Annotated in this window: 17 protein-coding genes; 8 read left to right on the forward strand and 9 right to left on the reverse strand. The window is 58.3% G+C overall.

What is annotated here, in order from left to right:
• Nucleotides 1-7: 7 nt before the first annotated feature.
• Both AC13C8_RS11200 and AC13C8_RS11205 read right to left on the reverse strand, forming a co-directional pair.
• Nucleotides 8-1756, reverse strand: coding sequence for a heparinase II/III family protein (locus tag AC13C8_RS11200; protein ID WP_177179256.1), 1749 nt, complete (start codon nucleotides 1754-1756; stop codon nucleotides 8-10).
• A gap of 121 nt (nucleotides 1757-1877) precedes the next feature.
• A complete protein-coding gene (locus AC13C8_RS11205; RefSeq protein ID WP_482847354.1) occupies nucleotides 1878-3137 on the reverse strand; it encodes an RsmB/NOP family class I SAM-dependent RNA methyltransferase in 1260 nt (419 codons plus the stop codon).
• Nucleotides 3138-3206: 69 nt separating this feature from the next.
• Between AC13C8_RS11205 and AC13C8_RS11210 the strand changes: the two genes are divergently transcribed.
• Nucleotides 3207-3410: a DUF1674 domain-containing protein gene (locus tag AC13C8_RS11210; protein ID WP_091431852.1), complete on the forward strand. Its 204-nt coding sequence runs from the start codon at nucleotides 3207-3209 to the stop codon at nucleotides 3408-3410.
• Nucleotides 3411-3428: 18 nt separating this feature from the next.
• Here the strand turns inward: AC13C8_RS11210 and dapB are convergent, their stop codons facing one another.
• Nucleotides 3429-4238, reverse strand: coding sequence for a 4-hydroxy-tetrahydrodipicolinate reductase (dapB, locus tag AC13C8_RS11215; protein ID WP_091431853.1), 810 nt, complete (start codon nucleotides 4236-4238; stop codon nucleotides 3429-3431).
• 94 nt (nucleotides 4239-4332) lie between these two features.
• Here dapB and rbfA point away from each other — a divergent pair, with 94 nt between their 5' ends.
• Nucleotides 4333-4755 carry a 30S ribosome-binding factor RbfA gene (gene rbfA, locus AC13C8_RS11220; RefSeq protein WP_482847356.1) on the forward strand — a complete coding sequence of 141 codons (423 nt, stop codon included), beginning with the start codon at nucleotides 4333-4335 and terminating at the stop codon, nucleotides 4753-4755.
• Complete coding sequence (gene truB / locus AC13C8_RS11225; RefSeq protein WP_482847357.1) at nucleotides 4755-5660, forward strand: tRNA pseudouridine(55) synthase TruB; 906 nt, start codon at nucleotides 4755-4757, stop codon at nucleotides 5658-5660. Before rbfA ends, truB begins: the two co-directional genes overlap by 1 nt.
• Nucleotides 5661-5670: 10 nt before the next feature.
• On the opposite strand, the gene deoA is transcribed toward truB, so the two are convergent.
• The gene (deoA, locus tag AC13C8_RS11230; RefSeq protein ID WP_482847359.1) at nucleotides 5671-6978 is read right to left on the reverse strand and encodes a thymidine phosphorylase; all 1308 of its coding nucleotides are present in this window, start codon (nucleotides 6976-6978) and stop codon (nucleotides 5671-5673) included.
• 92 nt (nucleotides 6979-7070) lie between these two features.
• Here deoA and AC13C8_RS11235 point away from each other — a divergent pair, with 92 nt between their 5' ends.
• A complete protein-coding gene (locus AC13C8_RS11235) occupies nucleotides 7071-7577 on the forward strand; it encodes a DUF1643 domain-containing protein (RefSeq protein WP_091427253.1) in 507 nt (168 codons plus the stop codon).
• Nucleotides 7578-7587: 10 nt separating this feature from the next.
• Here the strand turns inward: AC13C8_RS11235 and AC13C8_RS11240 are convergent, their stop codons facing one another.
• Nucleotides 7588-8901: a calcium-binding protein gene (locus AC13C8_RS11240; RefSeq protein WP_482847361.1), complete on the reverse strand. Its 1314-nt coding sequence runs from the start codon at nucleotides 8899-8901 to the stop codon at nucleotides 7588-7590.
• 148 nt (nucleotides 8902-9049) lie between these two features.
• Here AC13C8_RS11240 and AC13C8_RS11245 point away from each other — a divergent pair, with 148 nt between their 5' ends.
• The 4 genes from AC13C8_RS11245 (at nucleotide 9050) to pnp (ending at nucleotide 13013) form a co-directional block, all read left to right on the forward strand.
• A complete protein-coding gene (locus AC13C8_RS11245) occupies nucleotides 9050-9364 on the forward strand; it encodes a DUF5665 domain-containing protein (protein WP_245744606.1) in 315 nt (104 codons plus the stop codon).
• A 155-nt stretch (nucleotides 9365-9519) separates the two neighbouring features.
• The gene (rpsO, locus tag AC13C8_RS11250) at nucleotides 9520-9789 is read left to right on the forward strand and encodes a 30S ribosomal protein S15 (protein ID WP_482847363.1); all 270 of its coding nucleotides are present in this window, start codon (nucleotides 9520-9522) and stop codon (nucleotides 9787-9789) included.
• Nucleotides 9790-9932: 143 nt separating this feature from the next.
• Nucleotides 9933-10673 carry a sterol desaturase family protein gene (locus tag AC13C8_RS11255; RefSeq protein WP_091427258.1) on the forward strand — a complete coding sequence of 247 codons (741 nt, stop codon included), beginning with the start codon at nucleotides 9933-9935 and terminating at the stop codon, nucleotides 10671-10673.
• A 192-nt stretch (nucleotides 10674-10865) separates the two neighbouring features.
• A complete protein-coding gene (gene pnp / locus AC13C8_RS11260; RefSeq protein WP_091431858.1) occupies nucleotides 10866-13013 on the forward strand; it encodes a polyribonucleotide nucleotidyltransferase in 2148 nt (715 codons plus the stop codon).
• A 76-nt stretch (nucleotides 13014-13089) separates the two neighbouring features.
• Here the strand turns inward: pnp and AC13C8_RS11265 are convergent, their stop codons facing one another.
• The 4 genes from AC13C8_RS11265 to AC13C8_RS11280 all read right to left on the reverse strand — a co-directional run bounded on the left by AC13C8_RS11265 (nucleotide 13090) and on the right by AC13C8_RS11280 (nucleotide 17652).
• On the reverse strand, nucleotides 13090-14355 hold the full coding sequence (locus AC13C8_RS11265) for an ABC transporter permease (RefSeq protein WP_482847365.1): 1266 nt from the start codon (nucleotides 14353-14355) through the stop codon (nucleotides 13090-13092).
• The gene (locus AC13C8_RS11270; protein ID WP_091427262.1) at nucleotides 14352-15272 is read right to left on the reverse strand and encodes an ABC transporter permease; all 921 of its coding nucleotides are present in this window, start codon (nucleotides 15270-15272) and stop codon (nucleotides 14352-14354) included. Before AC13C8_RS11270 ends, AC13C8_RS11265 begins: the two co-directional genes overlap by 4 nt.
• 9 nt (nucleotides 15273-15281) lie before the next feature.
• The gene (locus tag AC13C8_RS11275; protein ID WP_482847367.1) at nucleotides 15282-16394 is read right to left on the reverse strand and encodes an ABC transporter ATP-binding protein; all 1113 of its coding nucleotides are present in this window, start codon (nucleotides 16392-16394) and stop codon (nucleotides 15282-15284) included.
• Nucleotides 16395-16518: 124 nt separating this feature from the next.
• Nucleotides 16519-17652 (reverse strand): ABC transporter substrate-binding protein, encoded by a 1134-nt coding sequence (locus tag AC13C8_RS11280; RefSeq protein ID WP_091427269.1) that lies wholly within the window; start codon nucleotides 17650-17652, stop codon nucleotides 16519-16521.
• Between the last annotated feature and the right edge of the window lie 529 nt (nucleotides 17653-18181).

An 18181-nucleotide genomic window follows, 5' to 3' on the forward strand; every position in this document is an offset into this window, starting at 1 on the left:
TTGGCTCTTAACTTGACAGCTCCGCCGTATCACCGCGTTCAAGGTCACGTAAAACCGATGGGGTTTCCTGCGCCTTTGCCAGCGTCCAGCGGATGCGTGTCGCATAATCCATTGCGACACCAGATAGAACCACTTGTTTCGTTTTCCGTGGCTTCAAACGTGTCTTTTCCAGATAAACGCTGCTTTCCAGCGTCAATTCGCCACGACCTTCGAAGCGGAACACCCAGATTTCGCCAGACCGCAGCGCCATGGATACGGCTGTGCCGCCCAGGTCGAGCGCCGCATCCACATCCGGATGCAGGTGAAACCGAATGCTGAACGGAACGCCCTGAAGTGCGACCTGATCCATCGCGCGATCAAAGCGGGCTTGATCGGCATCTGTCACGGCGGCGAGCGTATCTTCGCCCATCACACCGCGGCCATCCTGATCCATCTCGATTCGCCGCATATGGGTCAGCCCGTGGCTTTTGACATAGCCATCATGCGCCGCCACCACGCCGGTCAGCGCGCCTTCGGTCAAATGCTGCAAGTGAACCTGAGATGGAGTTGATGTCAGAAACACCTTAGCCCCGCCGCCATGATGTTTTGCTGCTCCCAGACGCGATGAAGACAGTCCCGCCAACCCCAGCACCGAATGCGAGGGCGTGGCGCGGCCCGCCTTGTGCCATTCGGCCCCGAAATGCGCGCCCGATCCACAATTCACGATCAGGGGGCGCCGACCCGAGGTCAGTTCCAGCGCAAGGGTCGAGGCATGGGCGTTGGCAGACGCCAGCCCGGTGGGCGGGGTGGCTGTATCGACGATCAGACTCGTGCGCCCCGCGCTTACACGCGTATAGCCCATCGACCGCCCAGAGGCCGCGCGACCGCGCACCCCCGATGTCGCCAGTGCGTGATCCAGCCGTCCTTCAAGCCCGCGCCCGCCGCCGTGAAACCGCGCCAGTCCACCATCGGCATGGCGAAGGGCGCGAAGGGTCGGCGCAATCCGCTCGATTGCGTCCATGTGAGCCTTCGCAGATTGACGGCCGCTTTCCGATAGCGCCAGTGCAGCCCAGTTCAGCAGCGTGAATACATCCAGAAGCTCTTCGGGGTTACGGGTCGGGATGCCACCTTCCGCGTCGATCTGATCAGCGCATTCCCGCGCAAGGGCTTTGACCGCGGGGGCCACATGCCGCTCCATGCCTTCCAGGGCGAGGCCCGCATATATCAGACCGGTCAGCGCCTCGAACCGCGGCAGTCCCGGAGATGCCGCGCCCCAACGCCGGGCCAAAAAGATCGTTTGCTGCCCCAAGGATCGGAAAAAGGCACGGCTTTGGTCCGAATCCATCCCCGCCATCAGGAATATTGCGTGGTTGATCCAGCGGATCAGTCGCCGCCCGGTCAGGTCCGGTGTCCAGCCATCGCCATCGCCTCGGCCAAACTGGTCAATCCAGCCCATGACCCAGGTCCGCGCCAGCTTGCGCGCGTCGCTGTCGCCCACGCTGGCCAGGTCATCCAGCCAGACAAAACCTTGCGTTTCTTCAGAAAATCCCAGACTCGGAGGAATGATGTCCCACAACCCGGCATCGGGTGCATTTACAAGATGTCCGGCGAACAGATAATTGCCAGCGATCAGTTGCTTGCCGCGCGCGTACGCGCCAATCGTGCGTGGCTCTGGTTGCGACACGAACCCGGTGGCCGGGCGCGCTCGTGCTGCCCGCTTCGCTTGCCAGCGATTCGCAAAACGGGTTCTAAACCCGGAAAAACCGTCTTGGTGCACCACGGGGACGCCTCGCCTCAATCATCCAACTATGTTGAACTTACGCCCCTCTGACGGGGGTCTTTGGGAAAGCATACAGACCCGCATGACGAGAGTCATCGGTGAATTGCCGCATTGTCGGTCAGGTTTTGCGAAAGGCTGTGATGAAAAATCCGTCCATCCCGCCAAGATCGGCGTTGAAATGCGGAAAAATCCGCAACCCTTCAGGACCGATCCAACTTCCGTCAACGCCTGGAAGGCGCAGAGCGTCGAGATCAAGCTGCACATTCGCATGGCGTCCCAGCGCATCGCGCACCTGCTCTTCGCCTTCGTCGATCAGCAGGCTACAGGTGCAAAACACCAGCCGCCCGCCGGGTTTCAACAGCCCAATGGCGCGATCAATCATGTATTCCTGCAACTCGAACAGGCCAGGAAAGTCGCTGCCATCCTTGGCATGGGGCAAATCGGGATGTCTGCGGATCGTGCCTGTCGCTGTGCAAGGCGCATCCAGCAAGATGGAATCAAATTGCGGTTCGTCGAATTCCAGCGCATCGCCTACCACGAGTTCGGCCTTCAGTCCGGTGCGCGACAGGTTTTCAGCCACGCGCTTCATCCGAACCTCGGACACATCCAGCGCAGTCACATTCGCACCCATCGCGGCCAGTTGCATGGTCTTGCCACCCGGCGCGGCGCACATGTCCAGCACCCGCGCCCCGGACACTGGCGTCAGCACCTTTGCAGGCAAAGCGGCAGACGCATCCTGCACCCACCAATCACCGGCATCATACCCAGCGAGCCCCGTCACCTGCCCGGCATCCTGCAACCGCACCGACCCAGTGGGCAACAAGGTTCCGCCCAGCCGTTTCGCCAATTCCTCAGCGTCTCCCTTCGCGGTCAGATCAAGTGGAGGTGCGAGCACCTGTACTGCCTCCATCGCTTCGACCCGTGCTTTACCATAATCGGCAATCAGCGGCTTACGCAGCCATTTCGGCAGCCGCGGGATCGGCAAACCATCCCACTTGGCAGTCTCTTCGGTGACCTTACGCAGAATCGCGTTGACCAAACCGGACTGCCGTTCCGTCTGGCGGTTCGCACGGGTCAAAGCCACAAGCGAGTTCACGATGCCATGCGCAGCCCCGCCCGTGCATATCTCGGCCACACCCAGCCGCAGAATATTCAGAACCCGTGCGGAAGGGCGCTTTTTCAGATGTGGCCCCAACATGCGATCCGCCCGATCCATGTTGCGCAGCGCCAACAAAGTCAACCGCTGGGTGCGCGCGCGGTCTTCGGGCGCAACCTTGGCCAGCCGTTTCGGCAATGCTTCGGACAGCAAACGATGCTCGTCCAGAACATCCCCCAAAAGATCGACCGCGATATGTCGCGGGTCCACAACCTTGCCCATCGGCACCCCTTTGCATTTCACCTTCGCGCGACCTATATCATGGCACAGAAAGCCACAAGGATCAGGCCCATGCCCGACACGCCGTCAAAGCCCGAAACCGAGCAGCGCGACCTACCGCCCGCGGCCAAGCGTGCCTTGGCCGAAGCCGCGGAACGCCGCAAGAAGGCAGAGGCAGAGGCCAAAACTCGCCCGACAGAACTCGGAGGCCGCGACGGCCCCGAACCGGTCCGCTATGGCGATTGGGAAAAGAAGGGCATCGCGATCGACTTCTGATCGGGTCGACCCAGCGGTTTACAGCCCAAGCACGTCCATCATGTCGTATTCACCGGGCTTCTTGCCCTGCCCCCAAAGTGCGGCCTTCACAGCCCCACGGGCGAAAATGGCGCGGTCTGTGGCGACATGGCGCAGCACAATACGCTCGCCCGGGGCTGCAAACATCACGTCATGTTCCCCCACGATATCGCCGCCACGCACAGCGTGAAACCCGATGTCACCACGTTTGCGCGCGCCGGTCATACCGTCACGACCCCGGTCTGAAACCTCTTCCAGATCGACGCCCCGCCCTTCGGCCGCGGCCTCGCCCAGCATCAACGCGGTGCCTGATGGGGCATCGACCTTGTGATGATGATGCGCCTCGACAATCTCGATGTCGAAATCTTCGTCCAGCGCCTCGGCCACCTTGCGGGTCAGTTGCACCAGAAGGTTCACGCCAAGGCTCATATTGCCTGCGCGCACGATGGTCGCATGTCGCCCGGCAAGCGCCAGTTTCGCCAGATCGTCATCGCTCAGACCCGTGGTGCCAATCACGTGCACCGCGCGGGCCTGCGCTGCGATTTCAGCCATGGCAACCGTTGCCGCAGGAGCGGTGAAATCAATGACCGCCTGCGCCTTTGCCATTGTCTCCAGCGGGTCATCGGACACGGTGACGCCCAGCGCTTGACCGCCCATGCAAACGCCAACATCCTTGCCGATCCAATCATGCCCCGAACGCTCCAACGCGCCGACCAACCGCGCGCCCTTGATCGTGCCAATCTCGCGGATCAGCATCTGGCCCATCCGGCCTGACGCGCCCATCACAACAATGCCCGGCAAATCGCTCATCTTTGTCTCCTTCGCTTCATCGCTGTCTAGCGCGCTTGCCCTATCTTGGCAAAGCCCTGTTGCGAAGGCGCGCAATCGGGCATAAATGGCCCCTATGGCAAAGAACCGATTTCATGACACAGCCGGCCCGACGCAGCGACAGCTGCGCATCGCCGAACTGATCCGCCGGACCCTGTCCGAAGCATTGATGCGTGGTGATGTGCACGACCCCGACCTTGGGCGCATGTCGATCACAATTGGCGAGGTGCGTGTGACCTCGGACCTTAGCATCGCCACCGTCTTTGCGCTGCCCCTGGGGGGCAAGGATGGCGATCTGGCGATCAAGGCGCTGGCCCGCAACAAGGGCGAGCTGCGCCGCATTCTGGGCAAAGCGCTTAAGATCAAGCACACGCCCGACCTGCGTTTTATGGTGGACGAGACCTTTGACCAGATGGACCACACCCACCGCCTGCTGTCACAGGAAGCCGTTCAGCGCGACCTGAAAACGAAAGATGACGACGGAGCGGAGGACGCCTGATGGGACGCCGCAAGAAGGGGCGGGACATTCACGGCTGGCTGGTCGTGGACAAACCCGCCGGTGTCAGTTCGAACGCCGTGGTCAACAAGGTGCGCTGGGCAATGGATGCCAAGAAGGCAGGACATGCAGGCACGCTGGACCCCGAAGCCACCGGCGTCTTGGCGGTCGCTTTGGGCGAGGCCACCAAAACCGTGCCCTACATTACTGACGCGCTGAAAGCCTATGTGTTTACCGTCCGACTTGGTCAGGCGACCAACACGGATGACACCGAAGGCGAGGTAATCGCCGAGAGCGACGCGCGCCCCACCGATGAAGACATTCAAGCTGCATTGGGCAAGTTCACCGGAAAGATCATGCAGGTGCCGCCGAAGTTTTCCGCCGTGAAAATCGACGGCGAACGCGCCTATAAACTCGCCCGCGACGGCGAAGACGTGGACATCGCCGCTCGTCCCCTCTGGGTCGAAGAACTAGTGATGCTGGACCGTCCAGACGCCGATAATGTCACGCTCGAAATGACCTGCGGCAAGGGCGGCTACGTCCGCTCCATCGCGCGTGATCTAGGCGAGGTGCTGGGTTGCCACGGCCATGTCCGCGAATTGCGCCGCATCTGGTCCGGCCCGTTTGACGTCGAAGAGGGCGTTAGTCTTGATTTGGTCGATAAACTGGCGAAAACTGGCGAACTCGACGCTTATTTGCACCCTTTAGAAGAAGGGTTGCAAGACCTGCCCGAACTGAAAGCAACCGACCAAGGAGCAACCCGCCTGCGCCACGGCAATCCGGGCATGGTGATCACCTCGGACGTTGAATATGGTGACGAGGCATGGGCGTCCCATGACGGAAAAGCTGTTGCCGTTGGTATCTATCGCGCGGGCGAATTGCACCCGTCACGGGTGTTCAACCAATAGCAGTCCGCTTTCAGTCGATGATGTCGCGCACGACCGGCTGCCGATCCGGGCATTCGCCGATCTCATAGGCTGACAGGATCTGCGCCTGCGCTATTTCCGCAGCTTGTTCGCTGCGCGCATGAACCGTGACAATAGGGTCGCCTTTGTCGACCATGACCCCCAAAGGCAAAAGGCCGGTCAAACCAACCGCAGGATCGATCGTATCGCTGGACACGCGGCGCCCACCGCCCAGTTCGACCACGGCCAATCCAACATCGCGCGTTGCAATGGCACTTATATAACCCGCACGTGGCGCGAGCACTTCTCGCTGAATGGGCGCAACCGGCAGGTACGTCACGTGGTTTTCGACAAAATCAGAGGGGCCGCCCAGGGCGGCGACCATCTTGCCAAATCGCTCAGCCGCACGCCCATCATCAAGCGCCGCTTGTGCCAGATCACGCGCACGGGTGCGATCTGTTTCAACCCCTGCCGTTACCAACATTTCGCCACACAGACCGATCACAACCTCGGTCAACCGGGCCTCTCGCCGTGCACCGGTCAGAAAATCAACTGCATTGATGACCTCGACCGCGTTCCCTGCCGCATCCGCCAACGGTTGGTTCATATCGGTCAAAAGCGCATGACATGGCAATCCAGCGGCGCGGGCAACCTCGGTGATCGACACCGCAAGCTCGTGGGCCTTGTCAAAATCCGACATGAAGGCACCATTGCCGAACTTCACATCCATCACCAACGAACCAAGCCCAGCCGCCAGCTTCTTTGACAGGATCGAGGCGGTAATCAGCGGGATGCTTTCAACCGTCGCCGTCACGTCACGGATGCCATAAAACCGCTTGTCCGCCGGGGCCAAATGCGCAGTCTGTCCAATAATGGCGCAGCCAACCCCATTCACAACCTCCGAAAACAAGGTGTTATCAGGTGTTGCGCCATATCCGGGGATCGATTCCATCTTGTCCAGTGTCCCGCCGGTATGACCAAGCCCGCGCCCAGAAATCATCGGCACATAGGCACCGCACGCCGCCACAATCGGTGCAAGCATCAGGCTGACATTGTCGCCAACCCCCCCGGTGGAATGCTTGTCCACAACAGGCCCCGGCAGGTCGGACCAATTAAAAACATCCCCGCTGTCGCGCATCGCCATGGTCAGGGCAGCAGCCTCGTCCCGCGCCATCCCGTTCAAAAGGACTGCCATGGCAAACGCGGCGATCTGCGCGTCGCTGGCGCTGCCGTTGGAGATGCCGCGCACCATCTGGGCAATATCGTCAGAACTCAGAACCCGTGCATCGCGTTTCTTGCGGATGATCTCGGCTATCAGCATGATGTGACCTTTCTTTGCCCAGCCAGTGAACGACCAAACGCGCGGCGGCGCAAGGGCTTGCCAATAAGGCGCGCCACGTTCAAAACGCGTCTATGATTACGCGTGAGTTCCAGAAGGGCGATGCCCAGTCCTTCGCGGTCTATTCAGACTGCGAGAAATACCGTTACCTGCTGACCCGAGTTTGGGATCCGGCAGGTCGCAAGGCGCTGTTCATCATGCTGAACCCGTCCACCGCAACCGAGGTGCAGAACGATCCGACGGTCGAACGCTGCGAACGGCGGGCACGCACGTTGGGATTCGGGGCGTTTCGCGTCACCAACATTTTCGCGTGGCGCGACACCGATCCGCGCAACATGCGTGCAGCAACAGACCCGGTTGGCCCGGCAAATGACGCGGCCATCGTGGACAGTTGTCCTTGGGCAGATCAGATTATCTGTGGATGGGGCACGCATGGTGCACATCTGGACCGTGGTGCACAGGTTGAGGCCTTGTTGCGCCAGACCGGTCAGCCTGCTTTTCATCTTGGTCAGACGAAGGATGGGCATCCAAAGCACCCGCTTTACATCGCCTATGCCCAACAACCCCAAAAATGGTTTTGATCCGTCAAAGTCAGCCGACCACGTTGGGTACGACTTCTACATAGACATCATGCATCGTTGCGCCCGGTGCACCCCTAAGGATGGCAACAACCTCGCCATTTACGGTCACTATACCATCTTCACCAGTTGCCGATGGGTGAACATCATATTCCAAATCCCTGGCATCTTGGGTCGGATCCAGCGACACGCGCAGGAAATCCTGTCCGGGGACGAAATCCATCACTTCGGCATGGCTCTGTCCTGCGTCAGCATCAGAATAGACCCAGAACACATCTTCGCCGTCACCGCCGGTGGCGATGTCGCTGCGATCCATGATCAGCGTATCGTCACCTGAACCGCCATCCAACGTGTCCTGATCGCCATCAATATGCCAACCGAAGTCGTGAAGCTCAGCACCGCCGCGCTCCATCGCGTGGCCAAGGTGATTGATGATGTCATCCCCTTCCCCGCCCGTCAGTGTATCGGCGCCGTGCCCGCCAAATAGGGCATCGTCACCCGCACCGCCGATCAAAATATCGTCGTCTGTTACGGGGGTATCCTCTTCATCAGGCGTCTCATGCACACCGCCGAACAGTTGATCGTCCCCGTCACCCCCGACCAGCATGTCATCGCCTGCCCCTCCATCCAGAAAACTATCGCGACTTCTCGCGGCGTCCAGTGTGTCGTCCCCGTTGCCACCGAACCCGGCCAAAACGCCCTCGCCCGAAGTAATCACGTCATCGCCATCATTTCCGAACAGATAGGCAGCATCATCACCGGATGTCAGCGTGTCGTTGCCGGCAGCACCATCAACCACTGGCACCTCAGTCCCTTCATCATTGCTCAGGATTGGGGTGCCATGAAATTCGTCGATTGTTCCCCTGCCAGTGCCGTCGATACCATCATCCGGCAAAACCGCGTGATCATCGGCATCGTTCAGCGACAGTTCATCCAGCTCATCAAGGAAATGCCCCATATCCTCGCGACCATAATGCTGATCCGTTTCGGTCGCCAACAAACGATCCAGCAGCGTGGCATCTTGATGAGGGGTGGCACCATCGCCCAACCCGTTATTCGGCGCAAGAACTGTATCGTCTGCACCGATATCCTGACCTGGAATTACCTGATCGCCGGTGTTGGGCAACAAAACCCCTGCTGTATTTTCACCGCCGGACATATCCCCATCGTCGACCGCGATGAAATCGCCTTGTCCCGCAGGCGGCACAGGTTCGGTGCCGCGCCCGACATCTTCATCCTCTTCTTCATCATCCGAGAAGCCTTCGGTGAAACTGTCAGCCATTAAGGCGACCGGTAGCAGACCCAGAAACAGCAACGAAAACAACATTTAACAGCTCGCTTTCCAAAAAGCGCGAAACGGTAGAACTCGCGACATAACGCCGGTTGGCACAGACAACCGCTTGCGATTGTAGCCTTCTGAACGCAAACTCATAGAAAATAGTAGTTACAAACTTAAATTAACGATTGGCTAACAAATGGTTAACAAGCCTGAAGACACCCGGGCGAACGTCAGAAGCAAACTCGCCGAGCGCGAAAAAGCACTGTCATTCGAAGTCCGTGCGCTGCGCGCCGAGGTGGAGCGGATGAACAATCATCGCTTCATCAAGCTGCACGATTCCTTGTGGAAACTTGGCCTGTTTCAACTCTATCGCGGCCTTGCCTTCGGACTGGGATCAGTGCTGGGTGCGTCGCTTCTGGTCTCGATCCTGCTGTATGTTCTGGCCTCAATCGACTTCATCCCGGTGCTGGGCGATTGGGCCCAGCAGATCATTGACGAGATGAAAAAATAATCTGCAAACGACCTCCGGTATTTTTTCTTTGCGTTTTCTAGGGAATCTTCCTATACGCCCCCATCTGTTCACGTCTGTGGGCAGACCTCTCCACGGGCCTTGCTGGACGACATCCCGGCCTGCGCCATCAACCTTAACCTATGAAGGAGACCCCGATGTCGATTACGCCTGAAGAAAAATCCCGCCTGATCAAAGAGTTCGGCACCAAAGACGGTGACACAGGTTCGCCCGAGGTGCAGGTTGCAATCCTGTCCTCGCGCATCGCGACCCTGACCGAGCACTTCAAAACCCATAAGAAAGACAACCACGGTCGCCGTGGTCTTCTTAAAATGGTTGCTCAGCGTCGTAAACTTCTGGACTACGCCCGCGCGAAAGATGAGGCCCGGTATCAGGACCTGATCAAACGCCTTGGCCTGCGTCGCTAAGCGTTGCTTCAGAAACCGGACGAAGGGGCTGTTTTGCAGCCCCTTTTTCTTTGGCACCTTTGGCAAAAACCGTCTTTACGTCGCGTCCCGCTTGATCGACCTGCATTGGATTGCTCATGCTGTCAGGATCAAGGGAGGACACCATGAAAGCCACGTTTGCAATTCTTGTCAACATGGGCAGCCTGCACAGGCTGTTTCCGTTTTGGTTTGCTGGCATTGCCGCGCTGATTTATTGGTTCACGCCGTGGCTCCTTCTGGCCGTGGTTTATGGCGTCATTGCCCAGTTCTTTGTCGAATATGCGATGCATCGCTTTCTACTGCATCGTGAACCGCCTACCGATCAGGGCGTTTTCAACGATCTGTATCGCAGCCATATCGGTCACCATGAATTTCCCGGCGACCCAGAATTCTTCACGGGCGGCGATCACTGGTATCCGGTGCGCTTCGGGCTGATTTCTTTCGTCGCCCACAGCCTGATCCTCTGGCCCATTCTCGGGGCCGGGCCTGCTGTTCTGACTGCCTATGTCGCCTTGTTTGTCGGATCGGTCAGCGCATTCACATTCTATGAATATTGCCACACGCTCGCCCATGTGAACGTGCCGAAAGGATGGTTCGGGCGACGGGTCACTCGCACTCATCTGGCGCATCACTTCCAAGACCATCAGGCAACCTATCACGTTAGCTTCGGCATGAACTGGATCGACCGCCTGTTCGGCACCAGGCACGACCCGGACGCCGCCCGCGAACGATATGATCGCGACACGATCCTGTCGATGGGAATGGACCCGGAAGACCTGCGACTGGTCACGGCGCGAAAAGCCTTCGGGATCACCAAAGTGCCGCGCGGCAAGCTGACCCGGCAGCGGGCTGCACAAACGCAGTAAGTCCAATCCAAACAGGATTGTGTGCGCAAACAATCCTGTTTCCAAACACCTGCTTTTCCTATATGGACCGCCCATCTGAGACGTGACGCTTCGACCCCGGCGCATGACAAGGTAGAGGGGTCGGTGGCAATGGGGCCACCATGACAACGGAAGACCCGGAGGGCCGGGAGTGCTTCCAACTAGGAAAACATGATGTTTGATGTAACGACAAAATCGATTGAGTGGGGCGAAGAAACCCTCACTCTGGAAACCGGCAAGGTTGCCCGTCAGGCTGATGGATCGGTCATCGCCACGCTGGGCGAAACCTCGGTCATGGCCAACGTAACCTTCGCGAAGGAACAAAAGCCCGGTCAGGACTTCTTCCCGCTGACGGTTCACTACAACGAAAAATACTATGCAGCCGGCAAAATCCCCGGTGGCTTCTTCAAACGCGAAGCGCGTCCAACGGAAAAAGAAACGCTGACAAGCCGTCTGATTGACCGTCCGATCCGCCCGCTGTTCGTCCCCGGCTTCAAAAACGAAGTTCTGGTTATCTGCACCGTGCTAAGCCACGACCTTGTCAACGATCCCGACATCGTGGCGATGATCGCGGCCTCGGCTGCGCTGACCATTTCGGGCGCGCCTTTCATGGGCCCGATTGCTGCCGCACGTGTCGGCTTTGAAGATGGTGAATACATCCTGAACCCGACTTGCGACGACATGCACCAGCTGCGCAACAACCCGGACCAACGTCTGGATCTTGTGGTTGCTGGTACCAAAGACGCCGTGATGATGGTTGAATCGGAAGCCTATGAGCTGACCGAAACCGAAATGCTGGGCGCCGTGAACTTTGCCCACGAACAAATCCAGCCCGTCATCGACCTGATCATCGAACTGGCGGAAGCTGCCGCGAAGGAACCTTTCGACTATCAGCCTGCTGATTACTCGGACCTTTACGAAGCTGTGAAAGCGGCTGGCGAAGACAAAATCCGCGCAGCTTACGGCAACACCGACAAGCAGGAACGTGTCGCGGCACTGGCCGCTGCCAAGGACGACATCATCGCATCCCTGAGCGAAGAGCAACAGGAAGACGAAAACCTCGGCTCCGCGCTGAAAAAGCTGGAAAGCTCGGTTGTGCGTGGTGACGTGGTGAAGACCGGCAAGCGCATCGACGGCCGCGCGCTGGACACGGTGCGCCCGATCGTGTCAGAGGTCGGCGTTCTGCCCCGCACACACGGTTCGGCCCTGTTCACCCGTGGTGAAACACAGGGTCTGGTCGTGACCACTTTGGGCACAGGCGACGACGAGCAAATGATCGACGCGCTGACCGGCACCTACAAGTCGAATTTCATGCTGCACTACAATTTCCCGCCCTATTCGGTCGGCGAAGTCGGCCGCTTCGGCTTTACTGGCCGTCGCGAAATCGGCCACGGCAAGCTGGCTTGGCGTGCGTTGCAGGCGGTTCTGCCGTCGGCCACCGACTTCCCCTACACGATCCGCGTAGTGTCCGAGATCACCGAGTCCAACGGTTCATCCTCGATGGCGTCGGTCTGTGGTGGTTCGCTGTCAATGATGGACGCCGCTGTGCCGCTGAAAGCCCCCGTGGCCGGTGTGGCCATGGGCTTGATCCTTGAAGATGACGGCTCCTACGCCGTGTTGACCGACATTCTGGGTGACGAAGATCACCTGGGTGACATGGACTTCAAAGTGGCAGGCACCGAAGACGGCATCACCTCCTTGCAAATGGACATCAAGGTCGCAGGCATCACGCCCGAGATCATGGAGAAAGCCCTCGCGCAAGCCAAGCAAGGCCGTCTGCATATCTTGGAAGAGATGAACAAAGCCCTGTCCGCTGGCCGGGCCGAGTTCTCGACTCACGCCCCGCGCATTGAAACCATGAACATTCCGACCGACAAGATCCGTGAAGTGATTGGTTCGGGCGGCAAGGTCATCCGCGAAATCGTGGAAACTTCGGGCGCCAAGGTCGATATCAACGATGACGGCGTGATCAAGATCGCATCGCCCAATGGCGACGCCATCCAGAAGGCCTATGACATGATCCACGCGATCGTGGCAGAACCGGAAGAGGGTGCGGTTTACACCGGTAAGGTCGTGAAGATCGTCGATTTCGGCGCTTTCGTGAACTTTTTCGGTAAACGCGACGGCCTGGTCCACGTGTCCCAGATCGAAAACCGCCGCCTGAACCACCCGTCGGACGTTCTGAAAGAAGGCCAGGAAGTGAAAGTGAAACTCCTGGGCTTTGATGATCGCGGCAAAGTGCGCCTTTCGATGAAAGTTGTCGATCAGGAAACCGGCGAAGAAGTCGTGCCGGAACAGAAGAAAAAAGACGAAGACGCTTAAACTACGCATCGTTCCAACGAGAAAGCCCCGGTGGAACCACCGGGGCTTTTTGCGTCTCGCGGGTCATCGCTTTCGCTCAGTCGCTTCCGCCCCCGATATTGTTGGGGGCAAAGACACCTCCAAAACCTGAGTTGTTGGACGAGTCAGGCTCTTCGCTTGGAGCGCTGCTCTCTTCCTCGCTCTGAAGCGTTCCCGGCGCAAACACACCGCCAAAGCCGGAGTTGTTGGACGGCTTCGGAGCTGTCGCCCCGCCGTCTGTCGCTTCTTCGGCGGCTTTGGCTTCGGCATCGCGCTGGCGTTGTTCACGCAGTTCCTGAATGCGCTGCTGGGTCTCCAGGCGCTTCTGGTCCTGCACATTGGCGATGCATTGTTGGGGGTTATAGACAGTTGCCGTTCCGACCACCGCGATGGTGGCAATCGCAAAGACCACCAGCGCAACAGCAGCCGCGTTCCCGGTGAAGAACCCGGGAAGTTTAACGCCGCCCGTCACGTCGCCAACGTTGGCCCCGTCCCGGCGCGCCTTCGCGACAACTTCTTTGCGCTTGATGTTCGCTTCATTGAACAGCGCCGCAAAGACGGTCAAAACAACGATCATGAAAGCCAGCGCCGAGATCGCGGGTGTGATGCCATAGCGCACCTTCTGCGCCAGTTCGATGGTCAGTGTAGGGTATTCGCCGAAGGTGAAGGTGGTGGTGTTGTAGTTCTCGAACGAGGCCAAGAACGCCAGCACCGCCGCGGACGCAATCGCAGGCCGCATGAACGGCAACAGGATCTTGCGGAACGCTTGGGCATGGGTTGCACCCAAGTCCAGAGCGGCTTCTGTCAGCGCCAGGTCATAGCGTTGCAGGCGGGCCACCAACACCAACATGCAGTAACTGGCGATGAAGGTGGACTGACCGATGATGGTCAGAAACAGCCCGTTGGACAAGAAGCTGTCCGCACCCAGCCCCAGCATCCTGTTGATCCGGTCCCAGAACACCAGCGTCGAGATACCCAGCACCACGCCGGGGATCAGGATCGGGGCGATGATGATTGTGTAATAGGTTGCGCGCAGCTTGGGCCAGATTTGCGTCAGCATCAGCGCACCGGCCAGTCCCATTGAGACGGACAGGATGATCGTGCCGATGCCCACCAGGATCGAGTTCTTGATGCCATTCAGGATACGCTCATCCTGAAACAGGGCCGAAAACCACTCGAAAGTCAGACATTCCCACGGCGTTGCCCGCGGAAAACTGGGCGAGTTGAACGCCGTGATCGACATGATCACAAGAGGGCCGAGCAGGTAGGCAAAGAAGATCGCCAGATAGATCCAGATCGAAATACGGATGACGGGATTGTTCATTTGCCGATATCCCCCATGTTCACCTTGAACAGGCGCATCACGGCCAAGACCAGCATGATACAGGTCACCAGAAGCACAATCGCGTAGGCCGCGCCTTGCGGCCAATCGGAATTGTCATTGAACTGCTGATAGATCAACTGCGTGAACCACAGCGAAGATGGTCCGCCAAGGATCTGCGGCGCAGCCAGTGCGCCGGCAGACAGCATGAATACCATCGTGCAGCCAGAGCTGATGCCGGGTTTGGCATAAGGGATCACCACACGTTTATGGATGCGCCACCACGGGGCACCAAGGTCGCGCGCGGCCTCGATCTGGTTGTGATCAAGGCTTTCGATCACGTTATAGATCGGGAAGATCATCAGAAGGATATAGGCGTATCCAAGACCGGCGTAGAGCGCGATGTCATTGCGAATGAAGTCAAACGGCGTATCGAATATCCCGGTGCCGACCAGCAGAGTGTTCAGGACGCCGCTTTCTCCGAAGATAATGCGCAAGGCAAACGCCCGCAGGATTTCGTTGATCCAATAGGGAATGATCAACATCAGGGCAAAAATGCGGATGTGATTGCCCTTGGTCTGGCCCAGATAATAGGCGATGGGGTAGCAAATAATAAGGTTGAAGATGGTCACAAACACCGCCGCAACAAGCGTGCGAAAAAACACCTTCAGATCGACCGCATTGTAATCCTGACTGCCGCCTTCCGGCCCGTAGACCAGATATTTGTAGTTCTCAAGCGTATAGACATCTTTCGGCCCGCCGATTTCAGGTGGCGGCAGGTTTGGACGGAACGAAAAGTCGAGCATCGACAACTGTGGCAGGATAATCAGGCCAATGGTCCAGAACAGGACCAGCCCCAGCATCACCGACCCCATCATCGTGCCGTTTCGGTTGAAAAACTCCCGCAGGAAACGTGGCATGACGACCCCCTATTCCGCAGCCAGTTCGCCGGCAGGGACTACAACGGCGTTGTCGACCTCGTATTCCAGCGTCATGGCTTGCCCGGTGTGGTCATCGAAAGATTGCCCGTGGTTCGGGATCGCGACTTTGATCTCTTTCCCGCCGTCGCCTGCCATGAAGATATTGAAGGAGTTTCCTTCGAACTCTTCGTGGGTCACTTGCGCGGTGACATAGTGGTCGCCGGTTGATCCCTTGGCCGCCAGCGACAGCGCCTCGGGGCGAATGAACATCATTGCATCGTCACCCACATTCATCCTGCCGACATTTGCCGTCGAAATGCGTGATCGCAAAACGCCTGAACGGTTGGTCCGTATCAGGGCTTCAGTCCCGTCCACCTCAAGCACCTTGCCACGGAACACATTATTTTCGCCTACAAAGGAGGCGGCGAAGGCAGTGGCGGGATCGTTATAGATCGTCTTGCCATCTCCGATCTGATCAATCACGCCAGCGCGCATGACGGCAATGTCGTCGGACATGGTCAGCGCCTCGCCCTGGTCATGGGTGATATAGATGAAGGTGATGCCCACACGCTTTTGAATCTCGCGCAGCTCGGTGCGCATATGTTGGCGCAGCTTCAGGTCCAGCGCGGACAAGGGTTCGTCCAGCAGCAGCACATGCGGTTCGGCGCACAAAGCGCGCGCAATCGCCACGCGCTGACGCTGACCGCCTGAAAGCTCGCTGGGCAGCTTGTCGCCCTGATCCGACAACGCGATCATGTCCAGCAATTCATCGGCCCGCTTGCGGCGCTCTTTCGCCGAAGCCCCCGCGATTTCCATTGAAAACGTAATATTCTCCCACACCTTCATCAGCGGGAACAGGGCAAGGTTCTGGAAGATCAAAGCTGTCGGGCGCTTGTTCGGGCCGATGCCCTTCATGTTATTGCCACCGATCAGCACATTGCCTTCGCTGGGTTCCAGAAACCCGGACACGGCGCGCAGGATCGTGGTCTTGCCGCAACCCGATGGGCCAAGAAACGAGAAGAAATCGCCCCCGTTGATGTGCACATTCGCATCGCGAACCGCGACGAAATCCCCAAAGCGAATCCACAGGTTTTCAAGATCGACGCCTACTCCGGCACTCATATGGCTTCTCCCCGTGCACGAATTGATCACACCCTTCTGGCGGGGTGCGGCTCCGTGTTTATCGTTTCAAACTGAGCTATAACGTTCCCCCACCAGCAGGCAGGGGAACGCAATTCCAAAGCGATCAGGCGCTCTTGAACTTGTTGACGAACTCTGTCCGCACATCTGCATACCAAGGCGCTTCTGCTGGCCACGGGTTCAGGTTGGCCAGACTGTCACCCGGATAGGCTTCCGAGAAGTTCTTCTTGTAGGTGTCACCTGAATAGGTGTCTGCCCCGAGAACGGGCGAGTTGTAGCCATGGCTGTCAATCGCTTTACCTGCCGGTTCCTGACGATAGGCATAGTCGATGAAGGCATAGATCTCGTCCATATTCTCGGCACCCACCGGCATCGACATGCCGTCGACCCAAGCCATCGCACCTTCGACCGGTGCTTGGTAATGCACCGGCTCTCCAGCCGATTTAAGCGCCAGTGGCGGGCCATCCCAGGTCTGACCAACCACTACACCTTCGTTCAGAAGGCCGTTCTTCTGCGTGTCGGCATCGTTCCAGATCAGCTTGATGCGATCCTTGCGAGCCACACACCAATCGGTGACCTGACCCCAGACCTTGCGCATCGTTTCCTCGTCTTCATATGCCGACCAGATCGAGCCCGGCTCCATCTCGCCCGATGCTTCCATGTACAGGCCAGCGCCCAGCATCATCGAATGCGCACGGCCCATGGTCTTGCCAGCGTTTTCTTCCGACCAAACGTCGCCATAGCTTGGCGCGTCACCCGCGGGCAGCCACAAGTCGGTGCGATATGCGATGCCTTCGGTGCCCCAGATATGCGGCAGCCAATGGACGCCAGCATCCCCGAAGTTCCATGCATCGGTGCCGATTTTCGCCATGGCAGGGTTCACCGCATCAATGTTGACCTTCGACAGATCAAACGGTTGCAGAAGCTCCAGCGGCCCCCATTGCAGCGACCGGTTGTTGGTCGGCGATATGATGTCGAAACCCTGACCCTTGGTGGCCTTCATCTTGTTGATGATCTCTTCGTTCGAGCCGATCCCGGTATAGTTCACCTTGATCCCGGTTTCCGCCTCAAAGCCAGCGATAAACTCGGGCGGCAGGTAATCCGACCACATCAAGATGTTGACTTCACCGGACGACGCCAGCGCGCGTTTCACATAAAGCGGTGTGGCAAGGGCAGCAGCACCCATTGTCGTCGCCCCTTTCAGCACCGACCGGCGGCTGAATTTGGTATCCGTTGTCATTTTATTCTCCTGTTGATTACGTTTTTTCTGATTTTTGTTTTGTGCCGTCAGTCTTTGTCATTATCCCGGCATGAAATAGCGCCAGCTGGAAACGCCCAATCAGTCCAGTTCACCTCGCTTTACCATCGACACGGTTTTGGCGGCGGACATCGTACTGCAAGATGCAATTTGAAAGAACACGAGCCCCCACTTCTGCGCCCCACATCCGGGGTGCCTGTCACAGAACGCATGTGGATCATCAATCAGGAAAGAATCGATTTGATGACACGCGACTCTGCGACGATCGTGTAAGTGTCATGCGCTATCACCGCCGCTGTCAACACTCTGCCAATCAACTCTTTTTTCATCTCCGCTCTCCTGCGGGCTTTGGTCGGGCGTGTTGTCAGCCACAATCCATCACCGCTTCGTCAAGTATTTCTTGAAGGCGTCGGGTTTTTCCTCGACCCTCCTCGCAGATTTTTGGACGGTTTGTGCCGGGTCTTCCATTCGAACGGAAAAAGGGCAGCACGAACAATCCACAACACCGGGA

This window comes from Aliiroseovarius sp. B-4 (assembly GCF_056857795.1).

Bases quoted from the DNA above. Each gene is read 5' to 3' on its own strand.
- AC13C8_RS11235 (WP_091427253.1), top strand. From the start codon at position 7,071: ATGATTACGCGTGAGTTCCAGAAGGGCGATGCCCAGTCCTTCGCGGTC.
- AC13C8_RS11210 (WP_091431852.1), top strand. From the start codon at position 3,207: ATGCCCGACACGCCGTCAAAGCCCGAAACCGAGCAGCGCGACCTACCG.
- AC13C8_RS11265 (WP_482847365.1), bottom strand. From the start codon at position 14,355: ATGAACAATCCCGTCATCCGTATTTCGATCTGGATCTATCTGGCGATC.
- rpsO (WP_482847363.1), top strand. From the start codon at position 9,520: ATGTCGATTACGCCTGAAGAAAAATCCCGCCTGATCAAAGAGTTCGGC.
- AC13C8_RS11275 (WP_482847367.1), bottom strand. From the start codon at position 16,394: ATGAGTGCCGGAGTAGGCGTCGATCTTGAAAACCTGTGGATTCGCTTT.
- AC13C8_RS11270 (WP_091427262.1), bottom strand. From the start codon at position 15,272: ATGCCACGTTTCCTGCGGGAGTTTTTCAACCGAAACGGCACGATGATG.
- rbfA (WP_482847356.1), top strand. From the start codon at position 4,333: ATGGCAAAGAACCGATTTCATGACACAGCCGGCCCGACGCAGCGACAG.
- AC13C8_RS11205 (WP_482847354.1), bottom strand. From the start codon at position 3,137: ATGGGCAAGGTTGTGGACCCGCGACATATCGCGGTCGATCTTTTGGGG.
- AC13C8_RS11255 (WP_091427258.1), top strand. From the start codon at position 9,933: ATGAAAGCCACGTTTGCAATTCTTGTCAACATGGGCAGCCTGCACAGG.
- pnp (WP_091431858.1), top strand. From the start codon at position 10,866: ATGTTTGATGTAACGACAAAATCGATTGAGTGGGGCGAAGAAACCCTC.
- AC13C8_RS11280 (WP_091427269.1), bottom strand. From the start codon at position 17,652: ATGACAACGGATACCAAATTCAGCCGCCGGTCGGTGCTGAAAGGGGCG.
- AC13C8_RS11245 (WP_245744606.1), top strand. From the start codon at position 9,050: ATGGTTAACAAGCCTGAAGACACCCGGGCGAACGTCAGAAGCAAACTC.
- dapB (WP_091431853.1), bottom strand. From the start codon at position 4,238: ATGAGCGATTTGCCGGGCATTGTTGTGATGGGCGCGTCAGGCCGGATG.
- truB (WP_482847357.1), top strand. From the start codon at position 4,755: ATGGGACGCCGCAAGAAGGGGCGGGACATTCACGGCTGGCTGGTCGTG.
- deoA (WP_482847359.1), bottom strand. From the start codon at position 6,978: ATGCTGATAGCCGAGATCATCCGCAAGAAACGCGATGCACGGGTTCTG.
- AC13C8_RS11240 (WP_482847361.1), bottom strand. From the start codon at position 8,901: ATGTTGTTTTCGTTGCTGTTTCTGGGTCTGCTACCGGTCGCCTTAATG.